Origin of the sequence: Marinobacter sp. EVN1 (genome assembly GCF_000475375.1) — a bacterium.
Classification (GTDB): domain Bacteria; phylum Pseudomonadota; class Gammaproteobacteria; order Pseudomonadales; family Oleiphilaceae; genus Marinobacter; species Marinobacter nauticus.
In genome coordinates this window covers 217,173-240,915 of sequence record NZ_AXCB01000045.1, presented here as the reverse complement: position 1 = coordinate 240,915, position 23,743 = coordinate 217,173, and the positions used below count along the sequence as shown (strand labels likewise).

At 60.4% G+C, this 23,743-nt stretch carries 23 protein-coding genes; 13 read left to right on the top strand and 10 right to left on the bottom strand.

Annotation, left to right across the window (positions count from 1 at the left end):
- The first annotated feature begins 45 nt into the window (after positions 1 to 45).
- Both Q674_RS35850 and Q674_RS35845 read left to right on the top strand, forming a co-directional pair.
- The gene (locus Q674_RS35850; protein WP_023009548.1) at positions 46 to 1,341 is read left to right on the top strand and encodes a pyridoxal phosphate-dependent aminotransferase; all 1,296 of its coding nucleotides are present in this window, start codon (positions 46 to 48) and stop codon (positions 1,339 to 1,341) included.
- Positions 1,342 to 1,393: 52 nt separating this feature from the next.
- The gene (locus Q674_RS35845) at positions 1,394 to 2,218 is read left to right on the top strand and encodes an inositol monophosphatase family protein (RefSeq protein ID WP_023009547.1); all 825 of its coding nucleotides are present in this window, start codon (positions 1,394 to 1,396) and stop codon (positions 2,216 to 2,218) included.
- Between the two features lie 184 nt (positions 2,219 to 2,402).
- On the opposite strand, the gene slmA is transcribed toward Q674_RS35845, so the two are convergent.
- The 9 genes from slmA to Q674_RS35800 all read right to left on the bottom strand — a co-directional run bounded on the left by slmA (position 2,403) and on the right by Q674_RS35800 (position 10,901).
- The gene (gene slmA / locus Q674_RS35840) at positions 2,403 to 2,990 is read right to left on the bottom strand and encodes a nucleoid occlusion factor SlmA (RefSeq protein WP_023009546.1); all 588 of its coding nucleotides are present in this window, start codon (positions 2,988 to 2,990) and stop codon (positions 2,403 to 2,405) included.
- Between the two features lie 69 nt (positions 2,991 to 3,059).
- Complete coding sequence (locus tag Q674_RS35835; protein ID WP_023009545.1) at positions 3,060 to 3,869, bottom strand: thiazole synthase; 810 nt, start codon at positions 3,867 to 3,869, stop codon at positions 3,060 to 3,062.
- Positions 3,870 to 3,928: 59 nt separating this feature from the next.
- The gene (thiS, locus tag Q674_RS35830) at positions 3,929 to 4,129 is read right to left on the bottom strand and encodes a sulfur carrier protein ThiS (RefSeq protein WP_031210319.1); all 201 of its coding nucleotides are present in this window, start codon (positions 4,127 to 4,129) and stop codon (positions 3,929 to 3,931) included.
- A 17-nt stretch (positions 4,130 to 4,146) separates the two neighbouring features.
- Complete coding sequence (locus Q674_RS35825) at positions 4,147 to 4,545, bottom strand: DUF423 domain-containing protein (RefSeq protein WP_023009544.1); 399 nt, start codon at positions 4,543 to 4,545, stop codon at positions 4,147 to 4,149.
- The gene (locus Q674_RS35820; protein WP_023009543.1) at positions 4,532 to 5,335 is read right to left on the bottom strand and encodes a symmetrical bis(5'-nucleosyl)-tetraphosphatase; all 804 of its coding nucleotides are present in this window, start codon (positions 5,333 to 5,335) and stop codon (positions 4,532 to 4,534) included. The genes Q674_RS35825 and Q674_RS35820 overlap by 14 nt, the downstream gene beginning before the upstream one ends.
- Positions 5,328 to 6,158, bottom strand: a complete 831-nt coding sequence (rsmA, locus tag Q674_RS35815) for a 16S rRNA (adenine(1518)-N(6)/adenine(1519)-N(6))-dimethyltransferase RsmA (RefSeq protein WP_023009542.1) — start codon at positions 6,156 to 6,158, stop codon at positions 5,328 to 5,330. The genes Q674_RS35820 and rsmA overlap by 8 nt, the downstream gene beginning before the upstream one ends.
- Entirely contained in the window at positions 6,155 to 7,165 is a 1,011-nt protein-coding gene (gene pdxA / locus Q674_RS35810) for a 4-hydroxythreonine-4-phosphate dehydrogenase PdxA (protein WP_023009541.1), read from the bottom strand. The genes rsmA and pdxA overlap by 4 nt, the downstream gene beginning before the upstream one ends.
- Complete coding sequence (locus Q674_RS35805) at positions 7,162 to 8,505, bottom strand: peptidylprolyl isomerase (protein WP_031210318.1); 1,344 nt, start codon at positions 8,503 to 8,505, stop codon at positions 7,162 to 7,164. Before Q674_RS35805 ends, pdxA begins: the two co-directional genes overlap by 4 nt.
- Positions 8,506 to 8,567: 62 nt before the next feature.
- Positions 8,568 to 10,901, bottom strand: a complete 2,334-nt coding sequence (locus Q674_RS35800) for an LPS-assembly protein LptD (protein ID WP_051993058.1) — start codon at positions 10,899 to 10,901, stop codon at positions 8,568 to 8,570.
- A gap of 238 nt (positions 10,902 to 11,139) precedes the next feature.
- Between Q674_RS35800 and Q674_RS35795 the strand changes: the two genes are divergently transcribed.
- From Q674_RS35795 to Q674_RS35785, 3 genes are read left to right on the top strand one after another with little or no spacing between them, the layout of a single operon-like run.
- Positions 11,140 to 12,180 (top strand): aminoglycoside phosphotransferase family protein, encoded by a 1,041-nt coding sequence (locus Q674_RS35795; RefSeq protein WP_023009538.1) that lies wholly within the window; start codon positions 11,140 to 11,142, stop codon positions 12,178 to 12,180.
- A gap of 2 nt (positions 12,181 to 12,182) precedes the next feature.
- A complete protein-coding gene (gene murU, locus Q674_RS35790; RefSeq protein WP_023009537.1) occupies positions 12,183 to 12,875 on the top strand; it encodes an N-acetylmuramate alpha-1-phosphate uridylyltransferase MurU in 693 nt (230 codons plus the stop codon).
- Positions 12,872 to 13,627, top strand: coding sequence for a DnaJ domain-containing protein (locus Q674_RS35785; RefSeq protein WP_011786924.1), 756 nt, complete (start codon positions 12,872 to 12,874; stop codon positions 13,625 to 13,627). The genes murU and Q674_RS35785 overlap by 4 nt, the downstream gene beginning before the upstream one ends.
- On the opposite strand, the gene Q674_RS35780 is transcribed toward Q674_RS35785, so the two are convergent.
- Complete coding sequence (locus Q674_RS35780; RefSeq protein WP_023009535.1) at positions 13,624 to 14,589, bottom strand: DUF3530 family protein; 966 nt, start codon at positions 14,587 to 14,589, stop codon at positions 13,624 to 13,626. The genes Q674_RS35785 and Q674_RS35780 overlap by 4 nt on opposite strands.
- Before the next feature lie 98 nt (positions 14,590 to 14,687).
- On the opposite strand from Q674_RS35780, the gene rpe reads away from it, so the two are divergent.
- The 8 genes from rpe to Q674_RS35740 all read left to right on the top strand — a co-directional run bounded on the left by rpe (position 14,688) and on the right by Q674_RS35740 (position 23,722).
- Positions 14,688 to 15,374 (top strand): ribulose-phosphate 3-epimerase, encoded by a 687-nt coding sequence (gene rpe / locus Q674_RS35775; protein ID WP_023009534.1) that lies wholly within the window; start codon positions 14,688 to 14,690, stop codon positions 15,372 to 15,374.
- Positions 15,371 to 16,060: a phosphoglycolate phosphatase gene (locus Q674_RS35770; protein WP_023009533.1), complete on the top strand. Its 690-nt coding sequence runs from the start codon at positions 15,371 to 15,373 to the stop codon at positions 16,058 to 16,060. Before rpe ends, Q674_RS35770 begins: the two co-directional genes overlap by 4 nt.
- 236 nt (positions 16,061 to 16,296) lie before the next feature.
- Entirely contained in the window at positions 16,297 to 17,784 is a 1,488-nt protein-coding gene (gene trpE, locus Q674_RS35765) for an anthranilate synthase component I (RefSeq protein WP_023009532.1), read from the top strand.
- 16 nt (positions 17,785 to 17,800) lie between these two features.
- Positions 17,801 to 18,379 carry an aminodeoxychorismate/anthranilate synthase component II gene (locus Q674_RS35760; RefSeq protein WP_011786929.1) on the top strand — a complete coding sequence of 193 codons (579 nt, stop codon included), beginning with the start codon at positions 17,801 to 17,803 and terminating at the stop codon, positions 18,377 to 18,379.
- An 18-nt stretch (positions 18,380 to 18,397) separates the two neighbouring features.
- On the top strand, positions 18,398 to 19,426 hold the full coding sequence (gene trpD, locus Q674_RS35755; protein ID WP_011786930.1) for an anthranilate phosphoribosyltransferase: 1,029 nt from the start codon (positions 18,398 to 18,400) through the stop codon (positions 19,424 to 19,426).
- A gap of 174 nt (positions 19,427 to 19,600) precedes the next feature.
- Positions 19,601 to 20,413, top strand: coding sequence for an indole-3-glycerol phosphate synthase TrpC (trpC, locus tag Q674_RS35750; protein ID WP_011786931.1), 813 nt, complete (start codon positions 19,601 to 19,603; stop codon positions 20,411 to 20,413).
- A gap of 27 nt (positions 20,414 to 20,440) precedes the next feature.
- Positions 20,441 to 21,808, top strand: a complete 1,368-nt coding sequence (locus tag Q674_RS35745) for an MATE family efflux transporter (RefSeq protein WP_011786932.1) — start codon at positions 20,441 to 20,443, stop codon at positions 21,806 to 21,808.
- 81 nt (positions 21,809 to 21,889) lie between these two features.
- The gene (locus Q674_RS35740; RefSeq protein ID WP_023009530.1) at positions 21,890 to 23,722 is read left to right on the top strand and encodes an IucA/IucC family protein; all 1,833 of its coding nucleotides are present in this window, start codon (positions 21,890 to 21,892) and stop codon (positions 23,720 to 23,722) included.
- Positions 23,723 to 23,743 lie beyond the last annotated feature (21 nt).

Here is a 23,743-nt window from a genome sequence, read left to right as displayed (position 1 = left end):
TTTCCTATACTGCCGTTGTCACCCTCCAACCAACAGACCGGGACAATGGACATCAAAAACGACCACCGTTACGCGATTAACCTGAACGTACGGGGCATCCAGCCCTCCGCCACCCTGCGCATCAACGAGCTCAGTAACCAGCTTCGTTCCGAAGGCAAGGACATCATCAAACTGGGGCTGGGGCAGTCGCCGTTCCCGGTACCGGATCGCGTGGTCGATGCGCTCAAGGAGCACGCCCACGAAAAAGACTATCTGCCGGTCAAAGGTCTGAAAGGCCTGCGCGAAGCCATCGCCGGCTACATCAACCGCAGCGAGCGCATGCGCTGTACCTGGGAAGACGTGCTGATCGGCCCGGGCTCCAAAGAGCTGCTGTTCATGCTGCAGCTGGCCTACTACGGCGACCTGCTGATCCCGCGCCCGAGCTGGGTGTCCTACGCGCCCCAGGCCCGCATCATCGGTCGCTCGGTGCACTGGCTGCCGACCCACGCCGAGAACAACTGGCAGCTGACCGCCGAGGAACTGGACATTATCTGCCGGGACGACCCGTCACGCCCGCGCATCCTGATTCTCAACTACCCGTCCAACCCCACTGGCTGCACGTACACCGACGACCAGTTGCTGGCCATCGCCAACGTCGCCCGCAAGTACAAGCTGATCCTGCTCTCGGACGAGATCTACGGGGAGGTGCACTTTGAGGGCAAACACAAGTCCATTGCCCGCTACTACCCGGAGGGCACCATCATCAGTACCGGCCTGTCCAAATGGGCCGGCGCCGGCGGCTGGCGCCTGGGCACCTTTATCTTCCCGGCCGAGCTGAGGCCACTGCAGGACGCCATGGCGATCATCGCCAGCGAAACCTACACGGCGACCAGTGCCCCCATCCAGCACGCCGCCATTGCTGCTTTCAATGGTGGTGAGGATATTGAGGAATATCTGGTTCAGTCCCGCCGGGTGCTGAAAGTGGTGGGTGAATACATGCACCGCCGCCTGACCGACATGGGCGCGGTGGTTCAGAAGCCCGAAGGTGCGTTCTACCTGTTCCCGGACTTCTCCGGTTTCCGCGACCAGTTGGCCCGCAAGGACATCAAGACTTCCCAGGCCTTCTGCACCGCCCTGCTGGAGAATACCGGCGTCGCCATCCTGCCCTCCAGTGATTTCGGCTTCGTACCGGACCACCTGGGCGCCCGTTTGGCATTTGTCGATTTCGACGGTGCCGCGGCCCTGAACCTGGCCGGTGGCGACTACGCCGATCAGGAACTGGACGACAGCTTTGTCCAGCAGGCCTGCCCGAGACTGGTGCTGGCCATGGATAAAATGGAAAAGTGGCTGAACAGCCTGTAAGCCTGCCGTGCTAGACTGGCACCCTCACAGTTTCTGAAACCGCGGGGGTGCCATGTCTGACTCAGTTTCTCTCCAGGAAATCACCGATTTCACCGAAGCCCTGGCCCGCGAAGCCGGCGAACTGATCCGCCACGAGCGGGAAGAAAACACCCTGCGCACCGACTACAAACACCAGACCGAACTGGTCACCCACGCCGATGTGATGGCCGACGAGTTCATCACCGGCACCATCCGCGAACGTTTCCCCCACCACCGCATCCTCTCTGAGGAAACCATGCCGGATCTGTCCCAGGCGGAAGAACTGGAAACACCGCTGTGGATTGTCGACCCCATCGACGGCACGGTAAACTACGCCTACGGGCATCCCCAGGTTGCGGTATCCATTGCCTACGCCGAGAAGGGCAAAGTGCGGGTGGGCGTTGTGCACGCGCCGTTTCCAGGCGAAACCTTCCGGGCCACCGAAGGCGAAGGCGCCACACTGAATAACCAGCCTATCCGCCACAGCGGTGCGACCAACCCCAGGCAATCGCTATTCGCCACTGGTTTTCCGTACACCAAGGACAACCTGGAACCGCTGGTACGCCGCCTGGACGCCATGATTCACCAGTGCCGAGACCTGCGCCGGATCGGCTCAGCCGCTCTGGACATCTGCTGGGTGGCCTGTGGCCGGCTGGACATCTACTACGAAAACGTCAGCCCCTGGGACTTCGCCGCCGCCCGTCTGATCGCAAAAGAAGCTGGCGCTACGGTAGGCCATTTCGGGGAAGTTCCGGAGGGCTATCCGGCGGATCTCTATGGGCGGGATATTCTCATCTCGGCGCCGGCCGTGTGGGCGCCAGTGCGCTCAATTCTGCGGACTGCTTCGGGTTACGACTGAGTTTTATCGACATTTCACCGAGGCACGATCGGCACTGGCTGGAAGCCCTTTCCCGAAATTTCGGAGGCCATGGATGGCCGGAGAGAAGCGCACAGGGATGTGCTTGTAGCGGTTTCGGGAAAGGGCTTCCAGCCAGTGCCATTCTCCAAAACCATCAGGCTAGGGGTACACCACCTCCCAACCTTTATCCCCAGACCGCTTCGGACACCAATCCCCAGGCCTCGTCGAAATCACTCGTCGGCAAGCGCGAAAACGAAGACCGTACAAAGCGCTGAATCCGGCCTTCCACGAACACCATGACAAAGTCCGCACCACGGGCAGCCGTGGTTCTGGGCCGCAGTCCCTGGCGGATTTCGCCTTCTTTCAGGGTCTGGCGAATCTGGGTTTCCAGCCGTTCAAAGAACTGGGATGCCCGCTTTCTCAGGGATTCATCCTCCCCCATCAGTGCATCGCCGGTCAGCACACAACACAAGCCCGGATTACGCTCGGCAAACACCAGCACCAGATGCGACAGCTGCTGCAGGCGCACGCGCACATCCTCCTGTTCCTGCAGAATCACCTGGCAACGGGAAAACACCGCCTCCTCGGCAAATTCGATCAGCGCCTCAAACATTTTGCGCTTGCTGGGAAAATGCCGGTACAGCGCCGCTTCGGTAACGCCCACGGTTTTGGCCAGGCCGGCCGTGGTGATTCGGGCACCGGGATCGCTTTGCAACAGCTCGACTAGCGCCTGGAGAATAGACTCCCGGCGACTGGGTTTCTGGTTGGTCATGACAGGACTACAGCGCTCTGAAATTCTGGTTTTGGTTTTATATGCCCTCCCCTGCAAGGGAGGGACTTTTCAGAAAAAAGTGCCGTCGATCGGTGACGAGGCACTGGCATACAGCTTCTTGGGCATACGACCGGACAGGTAGGCTTCACGGCCGGATTCGATGGCCAGGCGCATGGCATTGGCCATTCTGATCGGGTCTTTGGCCTGGGCGATAGCGGTGTTCATCAGCACGCCGTCACAACCCAGCTCCATGGCAATAGTAGCGTCTGAGGCAGTACCCACGCCCGCATCCACCAGCACCGGCACCTTGGCGTTCTCGACAATCAGCCGGATGTTATAGCGGTTCTGGATACCCAGGCCGGAGCCAATCGGCGCCCCCAGAGGCATGATGGCCACGCAGCCCATATCTTCCAGGCGCATGGCCAGCAGAGGGTCGTCCGAGCAGTACACCATTACCTTGAAACCGTCTTTGATCAGCTCTTCGGCCGCGACCAGGGTTTCCGGCATGTTGGGGTACAGGGTCTTGTGTTCGCCCAGCACTTCCAGTTTGACCAGATCGTGACCGTCCAGCAGTTCCCGGGCCAGCTTGCAGGTGCGGACCGCATCTTTGGCGGTGTAGCAGCCGGCGGTATTAGGCAGGATGGTGTAGCTTTCCGGGGAAATCACGTCCAGCAGATTGGGTTCATCCGGGTTCTGACCCAGGTTGGTACGGCGTACCGCCACAGTCACGATCTCGGCGCCACTGGCCTCGATGGCGTGGCCGGTTTCCATCAGGTCGTGGTATTTGCCAGTGCCCACCAACAAGCGGGACTGGTACACCTTGCCGGCGATTTCCAGGGGTTTGTCTTCGGGGAGCTGAATCTCTGGTGTCTCTGTCATAACCTGCCTGAGTTATCTGGATAAAGTAAGAGCGGGAAACGCCTGGCTCTGGTGAGGTATCAACCGCCACCGATGGCGTGGACCACTTCCACCCGGTCACCCTCATTCAGGGTGAACTGCGGGTGCTGGCTGCGGGGCACAATGTCTTCGTTTACCTCCACCGCCAGGCGCTTTCCGGTCAGGGTGAGTTGTTCTATCAGGGCGGCAATGGTCGCTCCGCTCGGAAGTTCCATTGCCTCGCCATTCACCTGTACCAACATGGTTACCATTGCCTCCGTTACTTCTTCAGGGCTGCGACAATGAGCAACGCCCAGCCCACCATAAAACAGACGCCGCCCACCGGTGTCACCGGGCCCAGCCAATGGATTCCTGTCAGAGCCAGCAGGTAGAGACTGCCACTGAACAACAGCATACCGGCAAGCCAGAAGCCACAGGCCAGGGTCAGCAGCTTTCGCGGCAGGCCCAGCGCCGGCATCAGGCTCCCGGCCACCAGCGCCAGGGCATGGTACATCTGGTAGCTGACAGCCGTCTGGAACACCACAAGGCCGCGTTCAGACACCACATGGCGCAGACCATGAGCACCGAAAGCGCCGGCCATAACCGCCAGCAGGCCGGCGACGGCGCCGGCGACAAGTGCCCAGCGTACAATCCGGGTTCCGGGGTCAGCCGCAGTCACAGTGAATTTTCTCTCCGGTATCGAGATTCATCATGGTCAGGGCGCCGCCCCATACACAGCCGGTGTCCAGCCCGATAAACCGGTCGCTGCCGGTGTTGCCTTCCAGGGCAGCCCAGTGGCCGAACACCACTTTCACATCGTCCTGACGGGGATAGGTAAACCAGGGGGCAAAGCCCTCAGGCGCCCGATCGGCCGACTCTTTGGTAGCCAGCTCCAGACGGCCATCGCTGGCAATAAAGCGCATGCGGGTAAAATAGTTGGTAATCACTCGCCAGCGATCCATACCGGTGAGGGTATCACACCAGGCTTCGGGCTGATTGCCATACATTTGGCTGAAATATTCGCCCGCCTGGTCGCCCCGGATCACGGCTTCCACTTCCCGAGCACAGGCCACGGCCTGCTCCACACTCCAGATGTGCGGCAGGCCAGCATGGGCCATCACCAGGTTTCGGCCGGCGTCGTGCACGCACAGATGCTGCTGGCGCAGCCACTGGATCAGCCGGTCGTGATCCGGTGCGTCCAGAATGTCATGCAACGTATCCTTGCGCTTCGGTCTGTGGCCGCCAAGCGCGACCGCCAGCAGATGCAGGTCGTGGTTGCCCAGTACCACGACGGCGGCATCGCCCAGGCTTTCGATGTAGCGCAGGGTTTCCAGTGATGACGGCCCGCGGTTAATCAGATCACCGGCCACCCAGAGCCGGTCACGGGACGGCGAAAAATCGACTTTCGCCAGCACATCCCGCAGGCGATCGTAGCAACCCTGAATATCGCCTATGGCGTAGTCAGTCATCACTTACCTCGTTGTCCTCTGCCGGCAGCTTACCAGTGTCTGCCAGCAAATCCGCAATCCTGACATAGTCGGCCAGGCCCAGGTTTTCCGGGCGCAGGCCATCGTTGATTCCGAGGGACTGCAGCTGTTCTACGGTAACCATGGCCGCCAGCGCCTTGCGCAGGGTTTTTCGGCGGGCATTGAACGCGGTGCGTACCACTGCCTGCAGCGTTTTCAGGTCTTTCGCGGGGTACGGCAGTTCCTTGTGGGGCACCAGGCGGACAATGGCGGAGTCCACTTTCGGGGCCGGGCGGAAGGCGCCAGGGCCTACTTCGAACAGCGGCTGCACCTTGCAGAAATACTGGGCCATGATACCCAGGCGGCCGTAATTGTTGTCGCCCGGTACCGCCGCCAGCCGCTGCACCACCTCCTTCTGCAACATGAAGTGCATGTCCTGCACCACACCGCTCTGGGACAGCAGATGAAAGATCAGCGGGGTGGAGATGTTGTAAGGCAGGTTGCCGACAATGCGCAAAGGCCGGTCACTCACCAACTGGCTGAAATCGAAACTGAGGGCATCGGCCTCGTGAATCCGGAATTCCGGGTAGTTGAAGAACTTGGTGCGCAGCACCGGAATCAGGTCCCGGTCCAGTTCCACCACCTGCAAACGGGGATTGATGGCAAGGATTTCTTCGGTAATAGCCCCCAGACCGGGGCCGATTTCTACAATCGAGTCTTCCGGCTTGGGATTGATCGCGCGCACGATGCGTTCTATCACACCGGGATCATGCAGGAAGTTCTGGCCAAACCGTTTACGGGCCTGGTGCCCGTGTTTGTTGCTCATGACAGTTCTCCGGCCCGTGCGGCCTTGCGGCAGCGGGCCATCTGCTCGCCCACACGGATAGCGGTATGCAGGCTGCCGGCATCGGCCTTGCCGGTACCAGCCAGATCCAGGGCAGTGCCATGGTCAACCGAGGTACGGACAATGGGCAAGCCCAGGGTGATATTAACGGCCCGGCCAAAGCCTTGGAATTTCAGTACCGGCAGGCCCTGATCGTGATACATGGCCAATACCGCATCGGCATTGTCGAGCCAGTGCGGGGTGAACAGGGTGTCTGCCGGCAACGGCCCGGTCAGTTGAATTCCCTCGGCCCGCAGCTGTTCGAGGGTCGGCTCGATCACCTCGATTTCTTCCCGGCCCAGATGGCCCCCTTCACCGGCGTGAGGATTCAGGCCGGCCACCAGAATGCGAGGCCGCTCAATACCAAAAAAGGCTTTCAGGTCCGCATTCAGAATGCGCGTCACCTGAGTCAGCCGGTCCGGTGTAATGGCCGCAGAAACGTCTTTCAGGGGTAAGTGGGTGGTTACCAATGCCACCCGGAGTTCTTCCGTGGCCAGCATCATCACCACCCGTTCTACGCCACACAGCTCCTGCAGGAATTCGGTGTGGCCACTGAAGACGATGCCGGCTTCGTTGATAACGCCCTTGTGCACAGGTGCAGTCACCATGCCGTCAAAATCGCCATTCAGGCAACCCCGGGCGGCGATGGTCAGGGTGTCCAGCACGTACTGACTGTTACCCTGATCAAGCCGGCCGGCCACCGTGGAACCACAACCTTCAACATGCCGTACCGACAAATGACCCGCCCGGGTTGCTGCCGCCACACCTGGTTGCCAGTCATGCAGCTCAACCTGGAGTCCGAGCTGGCTGGCCCTGTCCCGTAGCAGTTCGCGGCTGGCAATCACCACCAGGCCGGCGTCCCGGCTCCCGGTTGCCAGTTGCAGGCACAGTTCCGGGCCGATACCGGCCGGTTCGCCGGCAGTGAGTGCCAGGATCACCGGTGTGCTCATGACGGGTCTGCTTCCTCGCTCTCCGGGTTCATATCGGCATATTCACCCTTGAACTCAACAAAGGCTTCGTCCCGAATCTCACGCAGCCAGTTCTGCAATTCCAGCTCGAATTTCCGCATGTAGATGGCCTGACGAGCCTGGGACTCGCGATTCTGTTCGGTCACGTCCTGGCGCCGGCGCTCCTCCACCTGCAGGATGTGCCAGCCAAACTGGGACCGAAAAGGCCCGAAATATTCGCCCACCTGCGCCTGATTCATGGCTTCTTCAAAAGCGGGCACCATCTGGCCCGGGCTTACCCAGCCCAGATTACCGCCGTCCGAGCCGGAGACCGGATCGTCCGAGCGTTCACGGGCCAGATCGGCAAAGTCGGCGCCATCCTGCAACTGCTGGTAGATCTCGCGAATGCGCTGCTCCGCCTGCACATCGGTCACCGCTTCGGAAGGCCGTACCAAGATATGCCGGACCCGGTGCTGCTGGATGAATTGCTGCTGCTCACCGCCGCGCTTGTCCATCACCATCACCAGATGAAAACCACTGTTGTTTTCCAGCACCTGCGAAGGCTCACCAACTTCCAGATCCGGTACCACCGGTGCGACCAGTGAGGGCAACTGGCTTTCAGATCGCCAGCCCATGTCGCCCCCTTCCAGGGCGTTGCTGGCATCGGATTCGGCAACCGCTACTTCCCGGAAGTCCCGACCGTTGGCAATCTGCTGGCGCAAGGCCTGTGCTGTCTCCCGGGCCTCATCCACCGACGCTTCGCTGGCCGGGTCGTCAACTTCGATAAAGATATAGGCCAGACGGTATTCGGCATCGGTACTGCCGTTGGCTTGCTGGGCCTGGAGATAGTTTTCCACTTCCCGGTCGGTAACGCGTACCCGGTTACCTACGCGACGCTGCTGCACCCGGCTGGTCAGCATTTCATTGCGGATCTGTTCCCGGGCCTGCTGATAGGTCACCCCTTCTTCCGCCAGCTGGCCTTCGAATTCGGCCAGGGTCATGCCGTTGCTGCGGGCAATATTGGCCAGGGTCTCGTTCAGCTCGTTGTCGCTGATGCGCATGCCCATCTGGTCGGCCATCTGCAGCTGCAGGGATTCCTGAATCAGTTGGTCCAGTACCCGCTGCTCAAGCAGTTCCCGGGGCGGCAGACCAGTGCCCTGCGCGCTCAGGCGACCGACAATGGTATTGATACGGGCGTCCAGCTCACTCTGGAGGATCACCTCGTCATCCACGATCGCAACCACACGGTCCAGCAGTTTTCGTTCGGCCTGAGCAGTCACTGACAGCACCACCATGGCCAGTGTCAGCAGAATTGTCAGTCCGTGGCGGACAGTCGCCTTCATAATCACCTCTTGGTTTGTAAAATCGTGATCGCAGCCGGGTCGGCCTGCAGATTCGGGTTCGTTCAACGGCGCGGGTTTCCGAACCTCCGGCGCTCTCGCTCGTCGTAGCCGTAGATGGCGTCCGCGATGTTGTCGGATGCACCGCCACTGCCGCCCAGACCTTTCAGTTCAATCCGGAACAGCAAGCGGGTGTCCAGTTCTTCGTCATCAGTCAGGTAGTTCTGGTGCACCACCTGAAAACTCCAGCAGCAGTTGTTATATTCCAGACCGGCAAGGGTGCCCACGGTTCGGTCGAGCTCAGAATCCCAGACCCAGCGACCAATGGCACTGACCTGGTCCGTTACCAGAAAGACCGTTCCAATGTCGGTTTGTTCCAGCTCATCCGGCCGGCTGTAGGTATGTCCGAGTGTCGCCAGGTAACGATAATCCTCGGAGTGGAAAATCAGCTGGCTGCGGCCCTCTTCGGTTTTCCGGGTTTCGTGATCCCACAGCAGGGAAGAACGAAGCTCCAGATTGTCGATGGGGTTCAGCACCAACTCGCCCGCCAGCGGTGAGCGGCTCCGGTCGGATGCGCCCTCGCCAAACAGATCCACTTCACGATCTTCGAAATAGCGCACCTGGCCAACACTCACCCGAGCCCGCTCCGCCCCGGTCAGGAGGTCATTGAAACGACTGGTGAGCGCCACCGTCAACTGGTTGGCGTCACCGACCCGATCCCCGCCGGTAAACCGGTCCCGCCGGAACAGCTGGTCAAAGCGGAAACTGCGGATGCCGGTATCAAAATCCGGGATATAGTTCTGATCGGATTCGGCATCGGCCCAGGCGTAATACAGCCGGGGCTCCAGGGTCTGGTTGTAGGGTACGTCAAACAGGCTGGATCGACGATCAAAGTACAAACCATTGTCCCACTCGAACACCGGCACGGTGCGGTCAAAGCCGGCGTCACCCAGGGTGTAGTCATCCAGCTCGTAGCGGGTGTAGTCGAGGCTGACCGAGGGACGACTGAAGCCCCAGAGCGCCCTCATGGGCAACGCCAGTTCGGGAATCGCCCGTAACCGCTGGCCGTTGGCCTTGTCCAGGCCGGTAAGGTTCTCATTGTCCCGGTAGAACCAGGTGTACTGGCTTTCCAGGTTCGCTTCCAGCCAGCCGGCTTCCAGCGAGCCACCGTAGATCACTTCCGGCAACTGGGCATAGGGTTTATCAACGTCGGCAATACGGTCAGGGATGGTCTGGTAGCCGTTCAGGTAGGCTTCAAAGTACTGATTGGCTCCGTAGTAACGGACACCACCCCGACGCTGAAGATGCGTCGCCTGGTCTATTTCGAGACTGCGGTTCAGATCGCTCAGGTAGTCCTCATCTGATATCACCGCGTAATCGCCGTAGCCGCTCCAGCCTCCGCCAAACGCCGCCCGGGTGGTCAAATCCAGGGCCCAGCGCTCGCCATTTTCACCCGGATTTTCATCCCGAAAAGCGGAATCATTGTCGATATACCCCAGCTGCAGCACCGATTCGCCATACCGACTGAGGTAGCGCCCCTCTACTTCCGTGAACAGGCCGCGACCGTGAATATACTGCGGTGTGAGGGTGGCATCATAATGGGGTGCCAGATTCAGATAGTACGGCAAGGCCAGATAAGCCCCGCTACCAGCGCTGGACGAGCCAAACTGGGGATACAGGAAACCGGTCTTGCGGCGGTCATCAATCGGGAAGGTAATGTAAGGCCAGTAGAATACCGGCGCATCCAACACTTCCAACCGCACGTGCCGTGCAGTACCAAAACCTTCCGCCTGATCCAGCTCGATGTCCGATGCCACAATCGACCAGTCGTTCTGGCCCGGACCACAGGTAGTGATCATGCCATCGGAGATAACCACCTGGCTTTCACTGACCCTGGACAGGGATGAGGCCTCGCCCCTGAGTTCCGACTCGTGCAGGAGAAACGTGGCCGTGTTGATATCCAGTTGCCCGGACTGGGTAGAATAGTTCGCGTCCTGCCCGGTCAGCAGAAAGCCTTCACCCCGGCTGACCAGCGGTCCTTGCAGTTGCAATTCGCCGGACTGCTGGTTGTACCGTGCCTCCGCGCCGGTCGCCTGGAACGGACCCTGGCGCAGGCGCACATCACCCTGCAGGTAGAGTTCGCTATCCAGTTCATAGCGGGCGTTCAAAGCACTGGCTTCCAGTGCCGCTGAACCATCGACACCCACGCCCGGCACCACAGCGCCATCGCCGCCAACCGTGCCAGGCAGATAACCGCCCTCGCAGAACACCGGCAGCCGTTCGGCCACTTCTGGCGGCAATTCACTGCGCGGGCGCCAGTCAATCTCAGCGGCGCTGGGGCTGCTACCCGCCCCCTCGGCACGTACGCCACTCGCTGCCAATGCCACGATGACGGCCAGGCTTGAAAGCCGGAACCTGGCGCACAACAAGGAGGAGCAATGGCTGGGCACGTTGACGAAATTCCTGTTCCATTTGAATGATGGCTGGGCGTAAGGGCACCTAGTTTACACGCGCCCTCAAGGCTTGTTAACGGAAAGCCCGCTGCAATTCCGTTTTACCCTCTTTATACTCCGGTGCAGAGAGTGCCCGGTTAACGCGCCGGCCATCATCCACCGATCCAGGAATGCTGATCTGACCATGGATAACCGTTTGCAGTTGCTGACCCGCTGGGTCAGGCAAATTCCCGGCTTCTCGGCCGCCAGCCCGACACCGGTTTCCGGCGACGCCAGTTTTCGACGGTACTTCCGGGTCTGGAAAGACGTGCCGGGCGGGCAACCCGCCCCCTTCATTGTGATGGATGCTCCACCGGAGCACGAGGACTGCGTTCCGTTTGTGGCCATCGCCCGGCACTGGCATCAACACGGTATCGCCGTGCCCGCCATTGCCGCCGAGGATCTTGAGCAGGGTTTTCTGTTACTGGAAGACCTGGGCGATCAGTTGATGTTAACCGCCCTGGAACAGGGCGATGCGGACACCCTATATCGGGCCGCACTGGACGAACTGGCGAGTATTGCCGGGCTGGACGACCCGGCAGACTATCCACTACCCGCCTATGATCAAGCCCTGATGGACCGGGAGATGGCGCTATTCCCGGACTGGCTGCTGGAAAAACACCTGGGCCTGGAGCTCGACAACCAGGAACGTGCGCTGCTGGACACCGCCTTCGGTCTGCTCCGTGAAAGTGCTCTGGCGCAGCCGGAAGTCACCGTGCACCGTGACTACCACTCCCGCAATCTACTGATCCGTGATAGCCAGGCTGCCCCCGGCGTGATCGACTTTCAGGATGCCGTACGCGGCCCCATCACCTATGACGCCGTCTCCCTGCTTAAAGACTGCTACGTGCGCTGGCCGGAAGACCGCCTGGCAAGCTGGCTGGAGCATTTTCGTAACGCCAGCCAGCAGGCCGGTTTGCACCGCGCTGATGCAGATACTTTCCGGCAGTGGTTTGAGCTCATGGGCATGCAGCGCCATCTGAAAGCCGCCGGCATTTTTGCCCGCCTCGCCATTCGCGACGGCAAGACCGGCTACCTGGCTGACATTCCCCGCACCGTCAGTTATCTGCGAGATGCCAGCGCCCGGCAACCGGCCTTCCGGCATTTTCACGAGTGGCTCTGCAGCACCGTGATTCCGGCCATCGAACAGCGCATTGGCCCGCTGCCGGAGCCGGGAGTTCGCTGACCATGAAGGCTATGATTCTCGCCGCCGGCAAAGGCGAGCGTATGCGCCCGCTGACCCTGACCACCCCCAAGCCGTTGCTGTCAGCCGGGGGCCAGCCCCTGATCGTTCATCATATCGAGCGCCTGCGCGACGCCGGTTTCAGCGACATTGTGATCAACCATGCCTGGCTGGGGGAACAGATTGAAGCCCGGCTGGGGGATGGCGAGGCCTTTGGTGTCAGCATTCGCTACTCTGCAGAGGGTGAACCGCTGGAAACCGCCGGGGGCATCATCCGGGCCCTGCCTCTGCTGACCGACGCGGGCGACGACTGGTTCCTCGTGGTCAACGGTGACATCTGGAGCGATTTCGATTTCAGCCAGCTCCTGGCCCCGGCCGATGCCGATGCCGATGCCTTGCTGGTGATGGTCTCAAATCCGCCCCACCACCCGGAAGGGGATTTTCATCTTCAGGACAACGGCTTTCTGAACCCTGACGGGGCCGATAAACTCACCTTTTCCGGTATCAGTCTGCTGCACCGGCGCCTGTTTGATGAACTGGACGATGCCGCCGGCAAACTTGGCCCGGTGCTGCGCAGGGCCATGGCCCGCAACCGGGTCACCGGCCTGCATCATAACGGCCAGTGGGTGGACGTCGGCACACCAGAACGATTGCAGAGCCTGGACCAGTGGCTGCACGAAAGGGCCCGGACATCATGAGGCAGAGCAATCCACCCGCCCTGCCGGCGAGAATGGAGTCGTCGTTCCAGGAACTGCTGCAGGAACTGTCCAGTTGCGGACATCAGGCCAGCACCCTGCTGGAGCGCGCGCGCCTGCCGCGCTGGTACCGCAAGCCACTGTTCTTTTTTCTGGGTTACATTGCCAAGGCCGATGGCCGGGTCCGGGAACCGGACATTCATTATGCCGAAGCCCTGATGAAAGCCCTGGCCCTGTCGGCCAGGCAACGCCGCAAAGCCATCGATCAGTTTCGCAAGGGCAAGGACACTGACCATCTGCCCCTGCGCCAGGGCCTGATACTGCGCCTGGCCTTGCTGCTGTGGCCGGCACCAGCCCTGAAAACCGCTATCTGCCTGTGCCATGGCGCACAAATCCTGGGCCAGCCCGGCAAGGCCCGGCGCTACCGCTGCGAAGACGCCATCAGCCATATGGGGTTGCCCGTTGTCATCAGCGATGACATTTTCGAAAGCTACGCCAGCAAAGTGTGGATTCGCACTGCCGCGCCGCCGCAAAAGCCGGCCACCTACGAGCAGGCTTGCCAGATTCTGGGCGTAACCCGGCGAGATTCGCTGGAGACCATCAAACGCGCTTACCGCAAACAGGTTTCCGCCTGCCACCCGGACAAACTGGCGCAACAGAAACTGGCGCCCTCGGAAGTGGCGATGGCAAAAGACCGGTTGTTACGTTATCAACAGGCCTGGGAACTGATTCGCCAGAGACATCGGGCACTTTAATCCCCGCTGGCCGACCGGTTTTTCAGCCAGGCACTGACCCGGCTGGCAACCCGCATCGCATCTTCAGCCCGGAGTGGTCGATTGAGGGCCACGGGCTGACGGTCGTAACCGGCCACGTCCGCGCGAGCAAACGCCGCCGCCCGCGCCTGGCCCTCTGCCCCGGAGCGACCACCGGAACCATGCAGATCCAGCACCGGCCATCCCTGCCCTCCGTTTCGCTCCTTCAACAACGAGGGCAAGGTGGCGGACCGTCGGGCCGGGAACCGGGGGGCCAGCCAGGCCACCGCGGACACGGCCGCGGAGTCCGCCGCCCAGTCCGTCACATAATCAGCGGACCAACCAATGCCCAATACGCCCGCACGCTCATAGCCACGCTGCTGCAACGCTTCCACACCCGCGGACAGAACCGCACGAACCGAATTCCGGAAATCCGCAGCCACGTCATCAAGAGGCGGCTCCTCGGCGACATCAATCATGACCGAATCCGGTGTATTCCCGCCCTGATCCGGATTTTGTCCGGCGTCATCATCCAGGCTGGGCACCAAGGCCTCAATGCGATGCCGACGCACCGCCTCCGGAGGCAGCCCAAGGCCAACGGTCATCACGGCAACGCCCCGCTCCGCAAGAGCCACCCGCAACGGCCCCAATACACCCTCATCGGCCGTCTGGCCTTCGTCGGCCAGAACCAGTAAAGCACCGGTTGCCGGCGTAATGTATTCCGGCAGGAACAAGCCCAGCGCCCGGCCTTCGTCGTCGAGATCGAGCCAGACAGCCTGCTCCGGGTAGCGCCGTGCCAGCGCCCACTCTCCCAACCCCGTTGAGAAGCCCGATCTTGACGCCGGACTAACCTTAGCCACAGGCTCTTCTTCCTCACTCCCCTGCGCCTCATCCTGGGCCACAGCGGCGCCCAGCCAGCCGCTGATCAAGAACAGACAAAGTAACCTGATTGCTTTCAACCCCATGAGCCCATGCACCTATCCCGCTGCGAAAATCACCGGCAAACTGATAGACTAGCAGGGTTGCCCAGAGGCCGATAATTCACTACACCGAGAGAGCCCCGATGAACCCATATCTGATTGCCCCATCCATCCTCTCCGCCGATTTCGCCCGCCTGGGCGAGGAAGTCGACAATGTACTGGCCGCCGGAGCCGACGTGGTGCACTTCGATGTGATGGACAATCATTATGTCCCCAATCTCACCATCGGGCCCATGGTATGCGAGGCCTTGCGCAAGCATGGCGTGACCGCCCCCATCGACGTGCACCTGATGGTGTCTCCGGTGGATGACCTGATCCGCATGTTTATTGACGCCGGCGCCAGCTACATCACCTTCCACCCGGAGGCCAGCAACCACATCGACCGTTCCCTGCAACTGATCCGCGACGGCGGCTGCAAGGCCGGGCTGGTGTTTAACCCGGCTACCCCGCTGAGCTACATGGACTACGTGATGGACAAGCTCGACATGGTGCTGCTGATGTCAGTGAACCCGGGATTCGGTGGCCAGAAGTTCATCCCGGGCACCCTCGACAAGCTCAAGGAAGCCCGCAAGAAGATTGATGCCAGCAACTACAACATTCGCCTGGAAATCGATGGCGGTGTGAAAACCGACAACATCCGGGAAATCGCCGAGGCCGGCGCCGACACCTTCGTGGCCGGCTCTGCCATATTCAACACTCCCGATTACAAGGCCACCATCGACGCCATGCGCGAGGCACTGGAGCAGGCCCGCAAGGTGATCGGCGGATGAGCCTGAAAGGCCTGTTCAACGCCCGCTGGCCGGGCGTCGCCCTGTTTGATCTGGACGGCACGCTGGTGGACAGCGCACCGGATCTGGCCGCCGCCGTGGATCAGATGCTGGAGCACCTGGGGCGTAGCCCGGCAGGCCTGGACAAGGTTCGCAACTGGGTTGGCAACGGCGCCCAGGTTCTGGTGCGCCGGGCCCTGGCCGGAAAAACCGATTGGGAACCCGCCACCGCCAAAGACGACGCGCTGTTCAACGACGCCCTGGCCATTTTCTATCACGCCTATGGCCAGATGAATGGCCAGCATTCCGTGGTATTTCCCGGCGTTCATGACTGCCTGGAACACCTGAAGCAACTGGGCTGCCGGATGGCCGTGGTCACTAACAAACCTGACCAGTTTGTTCAGCCCTTGCTGGAAAAAACCGGTCTGGCTCAATGGTTCGACCTCTCGGTCGGTGGCGATACCCTGCCAGTGAAAAAACCGGACCCGGCGCCCTTGCTGCACGCCATGGAAAAACTGGGCGGCACACGGGGCACCACGGTGATGGTCGGGGACTCCAAGGCAGACGTCAATGCAGCCCTGGCAGCAGGCATCCCCTGCGTCGCCGTGAGGTATGGCTATAACTTTGGCGGCTCCGTTGACAGTCTCGGTGCAGATGCTGTTGTTGATTCGCTGGCCGAGCTTTTGTAATCTCGCAAGGACGTTTTATTTTGAACACATCAATTCGGGAGATTCCTGCCGTGCAGGGACTGAATCTGACTGCAGCGCGAGGCATCCTGACAACCCGCGCAACACGATGGTGGCGATGGCGCACCGGCTGAGCAAGCCCCGGGGCTGATGGCGTATGCCTGCTTGCCCGCACCACCGGTCACAGCGGTGTAACACCGTTCTGACAAAACGCAGATCAGATTTCAGGAAACCGAACCATGACACCCGAGCAATTCCACGAGCTCGCTGAAGCCGGCTATAACCGCATCCCTGTGTACCGCGAAGTTCTGGCGGATCTCGACACGCCCCTCAGCACCTATCTGAAACTGGCCAGCGGGCCATACTCCTACCTGTTTGAATCGGTACAGGGTGGCGAGAAATGGGGCCGCTATTCCATTATTGGCCTGCCCAGCCAGGAAGTGCTGAAAGTCTTCGACCACCGCATTGAAGTCAGCCGCAACGGCGAAGTGGTCGAGCAGGCAGAGGTGGATGATCCCCTAGCTTTCGTGGACGACTACCAGAAGCGATTCAACGCCCCGGACCTGCCCGAGCTGCCCCGGTTCAACGGTGGCCTGGTGGGCTATTTCGGCTACGACACCGTGCGCTACATCGAGAAGCGCCTGCGCCACAGCTGTCCGCCCGACAAAATCGGCACCCCGGACATCCTGCTGATGGTGTCCAATGAAATCGTGGTGTTCGACAACCTGCGCGGCAAGCTGCACCTGATTGTGCATGTGGACCCAACAGCCAATGGTGCCTATGAACAGGCCCAGCGACGCATCGACGAACTGGAAAGCCAGCTGCACCGCCAGACCGCCAACGCCCCCCGCACACCGGAACATCTGCGCGGCAAGGTGGTGGACGAGAGCGACTTTATTTCCGGCTTTACCCAGGACAGATTCGAAGCGGCGGTGGACAAGATCAAGGGCTACGTGCTGGATGGCGATGTCATGCAAACCGTCATTTCCCAGCGCATGTCGATTCCGTTCGAGGCACCGCCTTTGAACCTCTACCGGTCGCTGCGCGTGCTCAACCCGTCACCGTATATGTACTTCCTGGATCTGGAAGACTTCCACATTGTCGGCTCATCTCCGGAAATCCTGGCCCGGGTGGAAGATGAGGAAGTCACCGTCCGGCCCATCGCCGGCACACGCAAACGCGGCGCCACCGATGCCGAGGACAAAGCCCTGGAAAAGGAACTCTTGGCCGACCCGAAAGAGATCGCCGAGCACCTGATGTTGATCGACCTGGGCCGCAACGACGCCGGCCGGGTGTCGGAAACTGGCACAGTGAAGCTGACCGACAAGATGATCGTGGAGCGCTATTCCCACGTGATGCACATTGTCTCTAACGTGACCGGTCGACTGAAAGAAAACACCAGCTGCCTGGACGTGCTGCGCGCCACCCTGCCCGCAGGCACCCTCAGCGGCGCGCCGAAAATCCGCGCCATGGAGATTATTGACGAGCTGGAACCGGTAAAGCGCGGCGTGTACGGCGGTGCGGTCGGTTACCTGTCGTTCAACGGCAACATGGACACCGCCATCGCCATCCGCACCGCGGTCATCAAGGACAACACCCTGCACATCCAGGCCGGCGCCGGCGTGGTGGCAGACTCCATTCCCCGCCTCGAATGGAAAGAAACCATGAACAAGGGCCGCGCCATTTTCCGTGCCGTGGCCATGACCTACAACGACTACGACCATTGAGGCGGAGGAACAGATTATGTTGCTGATGATCGATAACTACGATTCCTTCACCTACAACGTGGTGCAGTACCTGGCTGAGCTGGGTGCCGACGTACAGGTATACCGGAACGACGAAATCACCATTGAACAAATCGAAGCTCTGAACCCCGAGCGACTGGTGATTTCCCCGGGCCCCTGCACGCCGAACGAGGCGGGGATCTCCATGGACGCCATTCGTCATTTCGCCGGCAAACTGCCTATCCTGGGCATCTGCCTGGGCCACCAGTCCATCGGCCAGGTATACGGCGGCGACGTCATCCGGGCAGGCAAGGTAATGCATGGCAAAGTGTCAGCGGTGTACCACAAGGATGCAGGTGTGTTTCGCGGCCTGAACAATCCCTTGCAGGCTACCCGTTACCACAGCCTGGTGATCGACAAGAACACTCTGCCCGATTGCCTGGAAGTGACCGCCTGGACCCGCAACGACGACGGCTCCGTTGAAGAAATCATGGGCGTACGCCACAAGACCCTGCCCATCGAAGGCGTGCAGTTCCACCCCGAGTCGATCATGACCGAACAGGGCCATGAACTGCTGCGCAACTTCCTGAGAACATAACAAGAGGCCGACGACCCCATGGACATGAAACAAGCACTGAACCGCATTGCCTCCAACCTGGACCTGTCCCGGGACGAAATGAAGGATGTGATGCGTATTGTGATGAACGGCGAAGCCACCGACGCCCAGATCGGCGCCTTCCTGATGGGCCTGCGCCTGAAGAGCGAAACCATCGACGAAATCACCGGCGCCACCGAAGTCATGCGCGAACTGGCCACCGGCGTGACGGTTAACGCCGAGCCTTTGGTGGATATCGTCGGCACCGGTGGCGACGGCGCCAACCTGTTCAACGTATCCTCCGCCGCCTCGTTTGTGGTGGCGGCTGCCGGCGGTTATGTCGCCAAGCACGGCAACCGGGGCGTGTCATCGAAAAGCGGAAGCGCCGACCTGATTGAGAAAGCCGGTATCAACCTGAACATGAAGCCGGAAGAAGTCGCCCGCTGTGTCGAGCAGATCGGCGTCGGCTTCATGTTTGCCCCGGCCCATCACGGCGCCATGAAACACGCCATTGGCCCACGCCGGGAACTGGGTTGCCGGACCATCTTCAATATTCTTGGCCCCATGACCAACCCGGCCGGCGTGACCCGTCAGCTGATTGGCGTATTCACCAGGGAACTGTGCCGGCCCATGGCGGAAGTGCTGCAGCGTCTGGGCGCCGAACACATCATGGTGGTCTGTTCGAAAGACGGCCTGGATGAAATCAGCCTGGCCACCGTCACCCATGTGGCGGAACTGAAAGATGGCGAAATCACCGAATACGACCTGACCCCGGAAGACCTGGGCATCAAGAGCCAGTCGCTGGTGGGCCTGTCGGTGGATGGCGCTGATGAGTCACTGGCACTGATCAAGGCCGCTTTCGGCCGCAGCCACGACGAAACCACCGAAAAAGCCCGCGACATGATCGCCCTGAACGCCGGCGCAGCCATTTATGTCGCCGGCCTGGCCAGGACCGCCAAAGAAGGCGTCGATATGGCACTCGATGCCATGGGTTCGGGACTCGCGGCCGGCAAGATGTCAGAGCTGGCTGATTTCTCCCAGTGTTTTTAACGGCCATGAGTTCCTGAAGGCCATTGCCAAGTTTGACGAGCCGGTGATGGGGGCCTTTCCAAAACTGTCTGTAGCCATGGATGGCTACAGCCAAGCCCTACAGGGACGTACTTGTGGGCGTGTTTTGGAAAGGCCCCCATCATCGGCTCCAGCACCCAATTTTGTAGGCACGAGATGACTGAACGACATTTGGACAAAACTCCCACGATTCTCCGGAAAATCGTTGACCGAAAATGGGAAGAAATTGATGAACGTAAGCCCAAGGTTTCGATTGCAGACCTGAAAGCCATGGCCGGCGATCAAGCTCCAGCGCGTGGATTCGCCAATGCCCTGCGCACCCGCATCGAAGCTCAGCGGCCAGCAGTCATTGCCGAGATCAAGAAGGCGTCACCCAGCAAAGGCATCCTGCGAGATCCCTTTGAACCGGAACGCATCGCCGAAAGCTACGAACAAGGCGGTGCGGCTTGCTTGTCAGTGCTCACCGACCAAGATTTCTTCCAGGGCCACGAAGACTACCTGAAAGCCGCCCGCGCGGCCTGCAGCCTGCCGGTGATCCGCAAGGACTTCATGGTGGCGCCCTATCAGGTGTATGAAAGCCGGGCCATTGGCGCCGACTGCATTCTGCTGATTGCCGCCTGCCTGACCAAAGACCAGATGCAGGAACTGGAGGGCATCGCCCACGAGATTGGCCTGGATGTGCTGGTGGAGGTGCATGATGGCGAGGAATTGGACGATGCGCTTACCCTGAGCACGCCGCTGGTAGGCATCAACAACCGCAATCTGCACAACTTTGAGGTGTCGCTGGACACCACCTTTGAACTGCACCACCGGATTGCCGAAAACCGACTGACCATTACCGAGAGCGGGATCATGACCCGTTCAGATGTTGAGGCCATGACCAGCCGGGGCATTTACGGATTTCTGGTGGGTGAGTCGTTCATGCGCGCGCCAGATCCGGGTGAGAAACTGCAGGAGCTGTTCGGCTGATTCACAGGATAAACGGGTGAGGCAAGTATGGACGCAGAGACCGGCAAGGATTCCGACAACCCGATACTGACCGGCCCCTTCTGGCCGGTTTTCTTCCGCTATGCCCTGCCCTCAGTGGCGGGGTTGCTGGCACTGACCACCGCCAACATCGTTGACGGCATTTTCATTGGCAACTTCGCCGGCGCAGATGCCCTGGCGGCTCTGAACCTGCTGATTCCCTGGTTTACCCTGCTATTCGGCATGGCGCTCGCCCTGGCCATTGGTGGTACCGTTCGGGCTGGCCGCTATCTGGGCGAAGGCAGGACCGACGCCGCATCTGCCATCTTCAGCAAGTGCCTGATGGCCACTCTGGCCCTGGCTCTGGCCGGAGCACTGGCGGGGTTGTTGTTCCATGATGGGATCTATCGTCTGCTGGGTGCTTCGCCCGACATCTACCCGCTGATGTCCGAATATTTTCTGGTGATCATCTGGGTGCTGGTGGCCCAGCTGGTCACCATGGTGTTGTATTACTTCGTGCGAGTAGACGGCTTCCCTGGGCTGGCAACCACGGCTCTGGTAACAGGAGCCGCCGCCAATATCCTGCTGGACGCCCTGCTGGTGGGCTACCTGGATTACGGTTTGCGCGGCGCAGCCATCGCCACCGGCCTGGCCCAGGTGCTGCAGTTCGCGGTTCTGGCCTGTTACTTTCTCAAGCCGGAACGCAAGCTTCATTTCCAGCTTCAGCAAAAACACTGGCAGGAGATTCCCCAGGCGTTCGCCAATGGCGTTTCGGAGTGGATCAACGAACTCTCCGTGGGGCTGGTTATGCTGTTGATCAACTGGCTGTTGATGACCACTCAGGGCGTGGCGGGGGTAGCCGCCTTTACCGTGGTGAACTATCTGATCTTCCTGAGCCTGATGGTGTTCTATGGCATTTCAGACGCCATGCACGTGCTGATCAGCCACAACCTCGGGGCCGGCAATGCCGAACGTATCCGGCGCTTCATGGGCTGCGGGGCCACCGTCATTCTGAGCCTGGCACTGACGCTGGTGGTCACGGTGTGGCTGTTTGGAAATCAGGTTGTCCGCCTGTTTCTGGACACCACGGCAGACCCGGCCACCGCGGCCCTGGCAGACCGTTTTCTGACCATCCTGTGGCCGCTGTTTCTGGTCAACGGCATCAACGTGTTGCTGTCGGTGTATCTGACGGCCATGCATAAGGCCCTGCCTTCAGCCCTTGTCGCCTTTTCCAGAAGCCTGGTGCTGCCCGCACTGCTGCTGGTCGGCATTGCCCGCTTTGCGCCGGAATGGCCGCTACTGCTGGCACTGCCACTGGCGGAATGGCTCACCTTCGGCCTCGCAATAGCCCTGTTTTTACGCTTCCGGCCGCAGCGGGTGATCACCGTTCCCGGCTAATTGTAAAAAATGTAAAACCATTTCACCTGCAATAGATTCTCATTTAGATTTACTCCAAATTCAGGAATTTGGAGCGTCGACATGGGACCGTCTGCCCGGGCAATTGCCGAACAGGCAAGTTTTCAGGCTTTCCTGCATGGTTACCTTCAGGAAGTTGATCCCGGCGACTGGCAGACCGCCAGCCAGCGCACCCAGGATCCGACAGGCCGGTTCTCGGGGCCTTGGGTATGCGAACTGACTCTGAACAGCCAGCGCTCCCGCCTGGCCATCGATATTGTCTACCGCTCCGCTCTGGGCCGACACCGCTACGGCAAGGTACGACAGTGGCTCAGCGGTCGTCATTGCTGGGCCGACATCGACCCTTTTCAGGCAATGTGTCTCTTGGCCCGTGAACTCTATGCGTTATCCGGCGGCATGGTGCCCGAGCTCCGAAAACTCCGGGAACTGGAGTTCCTGCATCGGCTCACCGACAGCTACGGGGTCATGACCCGTTACGTCGAACACAGGCGCAACGATTGCCGGCTTCTGGCCAACCGGTTTATCGATTCAGAACAGTCTCTGTTGTTCGGACACACCGCCCATCCCACTCCCAAGAGCCGCCAGGGGATGTCGGAATGGCAGCAGCATGCCTACGCGCCGGAGCTGACCGGGCGCTTTCAGCTGCACTACTTTCTGGTTCATCGGGATTGCGTCCTGGAGGATTCTGATGGTCCTTTACCAGCCAGTACCATGGCCGAATCTCTGTTGCAGGACAGTCAAGCCTCCCTGAACCTGCCGGACAATCATGTCCTGATTCCGGCCCATCCTCTGCAGGCTCAGTGGTTGATGACGCAGCCCGGGGTGCTGGACGCCATCGCCCAGGGATTGATTCACCCACTGGGCTCGCTTGGTCCGGAATTTTCTGCGACGTCATCGGTACGCACTGTTTACTGCGAGCAAGCTGAATGGATGCTGAAGTTCTCCATTCCAGTCAAGGTGACCAACTCGCTGCGGATCAACAAGGCCCACGAGCTGAAAGCGGGGGTGGTTATGTCCCGGCTGCTCCGGCAAACCGGTTTTGGTGAAGCCGAGCCCGGCTTCCGGATCCTTCAGGACCCGGCCTATCTGACCGTTATGCTACCCGGGCTGACCGAAAGCGGCTTTGAAGTGATTTTCCGGAACAACCCTTTCCCGCCGGGGCAGGACCAGGGGGTGATCAGCATTGCCGCCCTGACCCAGGATCCCCTGCCGGGCCGGAATTCCCGGTTACTGGATCTGATCGAGGGCCTGGCATTGAACGAGAACCGCAGCCTGGCAGCCGTCAGCCGGGACTGGTTCCAGCAGTATCTATCATGCGCGATTGGCCCGGCACTGCGGCTTTATGATGAGCATGGCATTGCCCTGGAAGCCCATCAGCAGAACAGTCTGCTGGATGTCAGCGGGGGCTATCCACGCTGTTACTACTACCGGGACAATCAGGGTTACTACCTCTCGGAGAGCTTGCGCGGGCCACTCACAGAGCAATGTACCGACCTGAAAGAAACCCCGGAGTTGTTCTACCGGGACGCCATGATCCGCGACAGGTTCTGCTACTACCTGATCGTAAACCAGCTGTTTTCGGTAATTGCCCGCTTTGGCATTGACGACCTGATACCGGAAACCCTGTTGATCCAGCAATTCCGACATTTTCTACATGCCGAGCACAGCCGGCTTCATGGCCCGGCACAGGCGCTCGTCAAGTCGTTACTGGAAGACAGCCGTCTACCCTACAAAGGCAATCTGCTGACCCGGGTCAACGATGTTGACGAGCTGAATGCAGAGCTGGAGATGGCAGTCTACACCAGTATTGCCAACCCACTCCGCCGCGATACCCGGGCAACACCGAAAGGCAGCACCGCCGTCCCGGCAGTCGAGGTAAGCCATGGTGTTGCCTGAACCGAGAGCCTTATCCAAAGC

Excerpts from the sequence above, each read along its gene's own strand:
- Q674_RS35850 (WP_023009548.1), top strand. The coding sequence starts at position 46 with ATGGACATCAAAAACGACCACCGTTACGCGATTAACCTGAACGTACGG.
- Q674_RS35845 (WP_023009547.1), top strand. The coding sequence starts at position 1,394 with ATGTCTGACTCAGTTTCTCTCCAGGAAATCACCGATTTCACCGAAGCC.
- slmA (WP_023009546.1), bottom strand. The coding sequence starts at position 2,990 with ATGACCAACCAGAAACCCAGTCGCCGGGAGTCTATTCTCCAGGCGCTA.
- Q674_RS35835 (WP_023009545.1), bottom strand. The coding sequence starts at position 3,869 with ATGACAGAGACACCAGAGATTCAGCTCCCCGAAGACAAACCCCTGGAA.
- thiS (WP_031210319.1), bottom strand. The coding sequence starts at position 4,129 with ATGTTGGTACAGGTGAATGGCGAGGCAATGGAACTTCCGAGCGGAGCG.
- Q674_RS35820 (WP_023009543.1), bottom strand. The coding sequence starts at position 5,335 with ATGACTGACTACGCCATAGGCGATATTCAGGGTTGCTACGATCGCCTG.
- rsmA (WP_023009542.1), bottom strand. The coding sequence starts at position 6,158 with ATGAGCAACAAACACGGGCACCAGGCCCGTAAACGGTTTGGCCAGAAC.
- pdxA (WP_023009541.1), bottom strand. The coding sequence starts at position 7,165 with ATGAGCACACCGGTGATCCTGGCACTCACTGCCGGCGAACCGGCCGGT.
- Q674_RS35805 (WP_031210318.1), bottom strand. The coding sequence starts at position 8,505 with ATGAAGGCGACTGTCCGCCACGGACTGACAATTCTGCTGACACTGGCC.
- Q674_RS35795 (WP_023009538.1), top strand. The coding sequence starts at position 11,140 with ATGGATAACCGTTTGCAGTTGCTGACCCGCTGGGTCAGGCAAATTCCC.
- murU (WP_023009537.1), top strand. The coding sequence starts at position 12,183 with ATGAAGGCTATGATTCTCGCCGCCGGCAAAGGCGAGCGTATGCGCCCG.
- Q674_RS35785 (WP_011786924.1), top strand. The coding sequence starts at position 12,872 with ATGAGGCAGAGCAATCCACCCGCCCTGCCGGCGAGAATGGAGTCGTCG.
- Q674_RS35780 (WP_023009535.1), bottom strand. The coding sequence starts at position 14,589 with ATGGGGTTGAAAGCAATCAGGTTACTTTGTCTGTTCTTGATCAGCGGC.
- rpe (WP_023009534.1), top strand. The coding sequence starts at position 14,688 with ATGAACCCATATCTGATTGCCCCATCCATCCTCTCCGCCGATTTCGCC.
- Q674_RS35770 (WP_023009533.1), top strand. The coding sequence starts at position 15,371 with ATGAGCCTGAAAGGCCTGTTCAACGCCCGCTGGCCGGGCGTCGCCCTG.
- trpE (WP_023009532.1), top strand. The coding sequence starts at position 16,297 with ATGACACCCGAGCAATTCCACGAGCTCGCTGAAGCCGGCTATAACCGC.
- Q674_RS35760 (WP_011786929.1), top strand. The coding sequence starts at position 17,801 with ATGTTGCTGATGATCGATAACTACGATTCCTTCACCTACAACGTGGTG.
- trpD (WP_011786930.1), top strand. The coding sequence starts at position 18,398 with ATGGACATGAAACAAGCACTGAACCGCATTGCCTCCAACCTGGACCTG.
- trpC (WP_011786931.1), top strand. The coding sequence starts at position 19,601 with ATGACTGAACGACATTTGGACAAAACTCCCACGATTCTCCGGAAAATC.
- Q674_RS35745 (WP_011786932.1), top strand. The coding sequence starts at position 20,441 with ATGGACGCAGAGACCGGCAAGGATTCCGACAACCCGATACTGACCGGC.
- Q674_RS35740 (WP_023009530.1), top strand. The coding sequence starts at position 21,890 with ATGGGACCGTCTGCCCGGGCAATTGCCGAACAGGCAAGTTTTCAGGCT.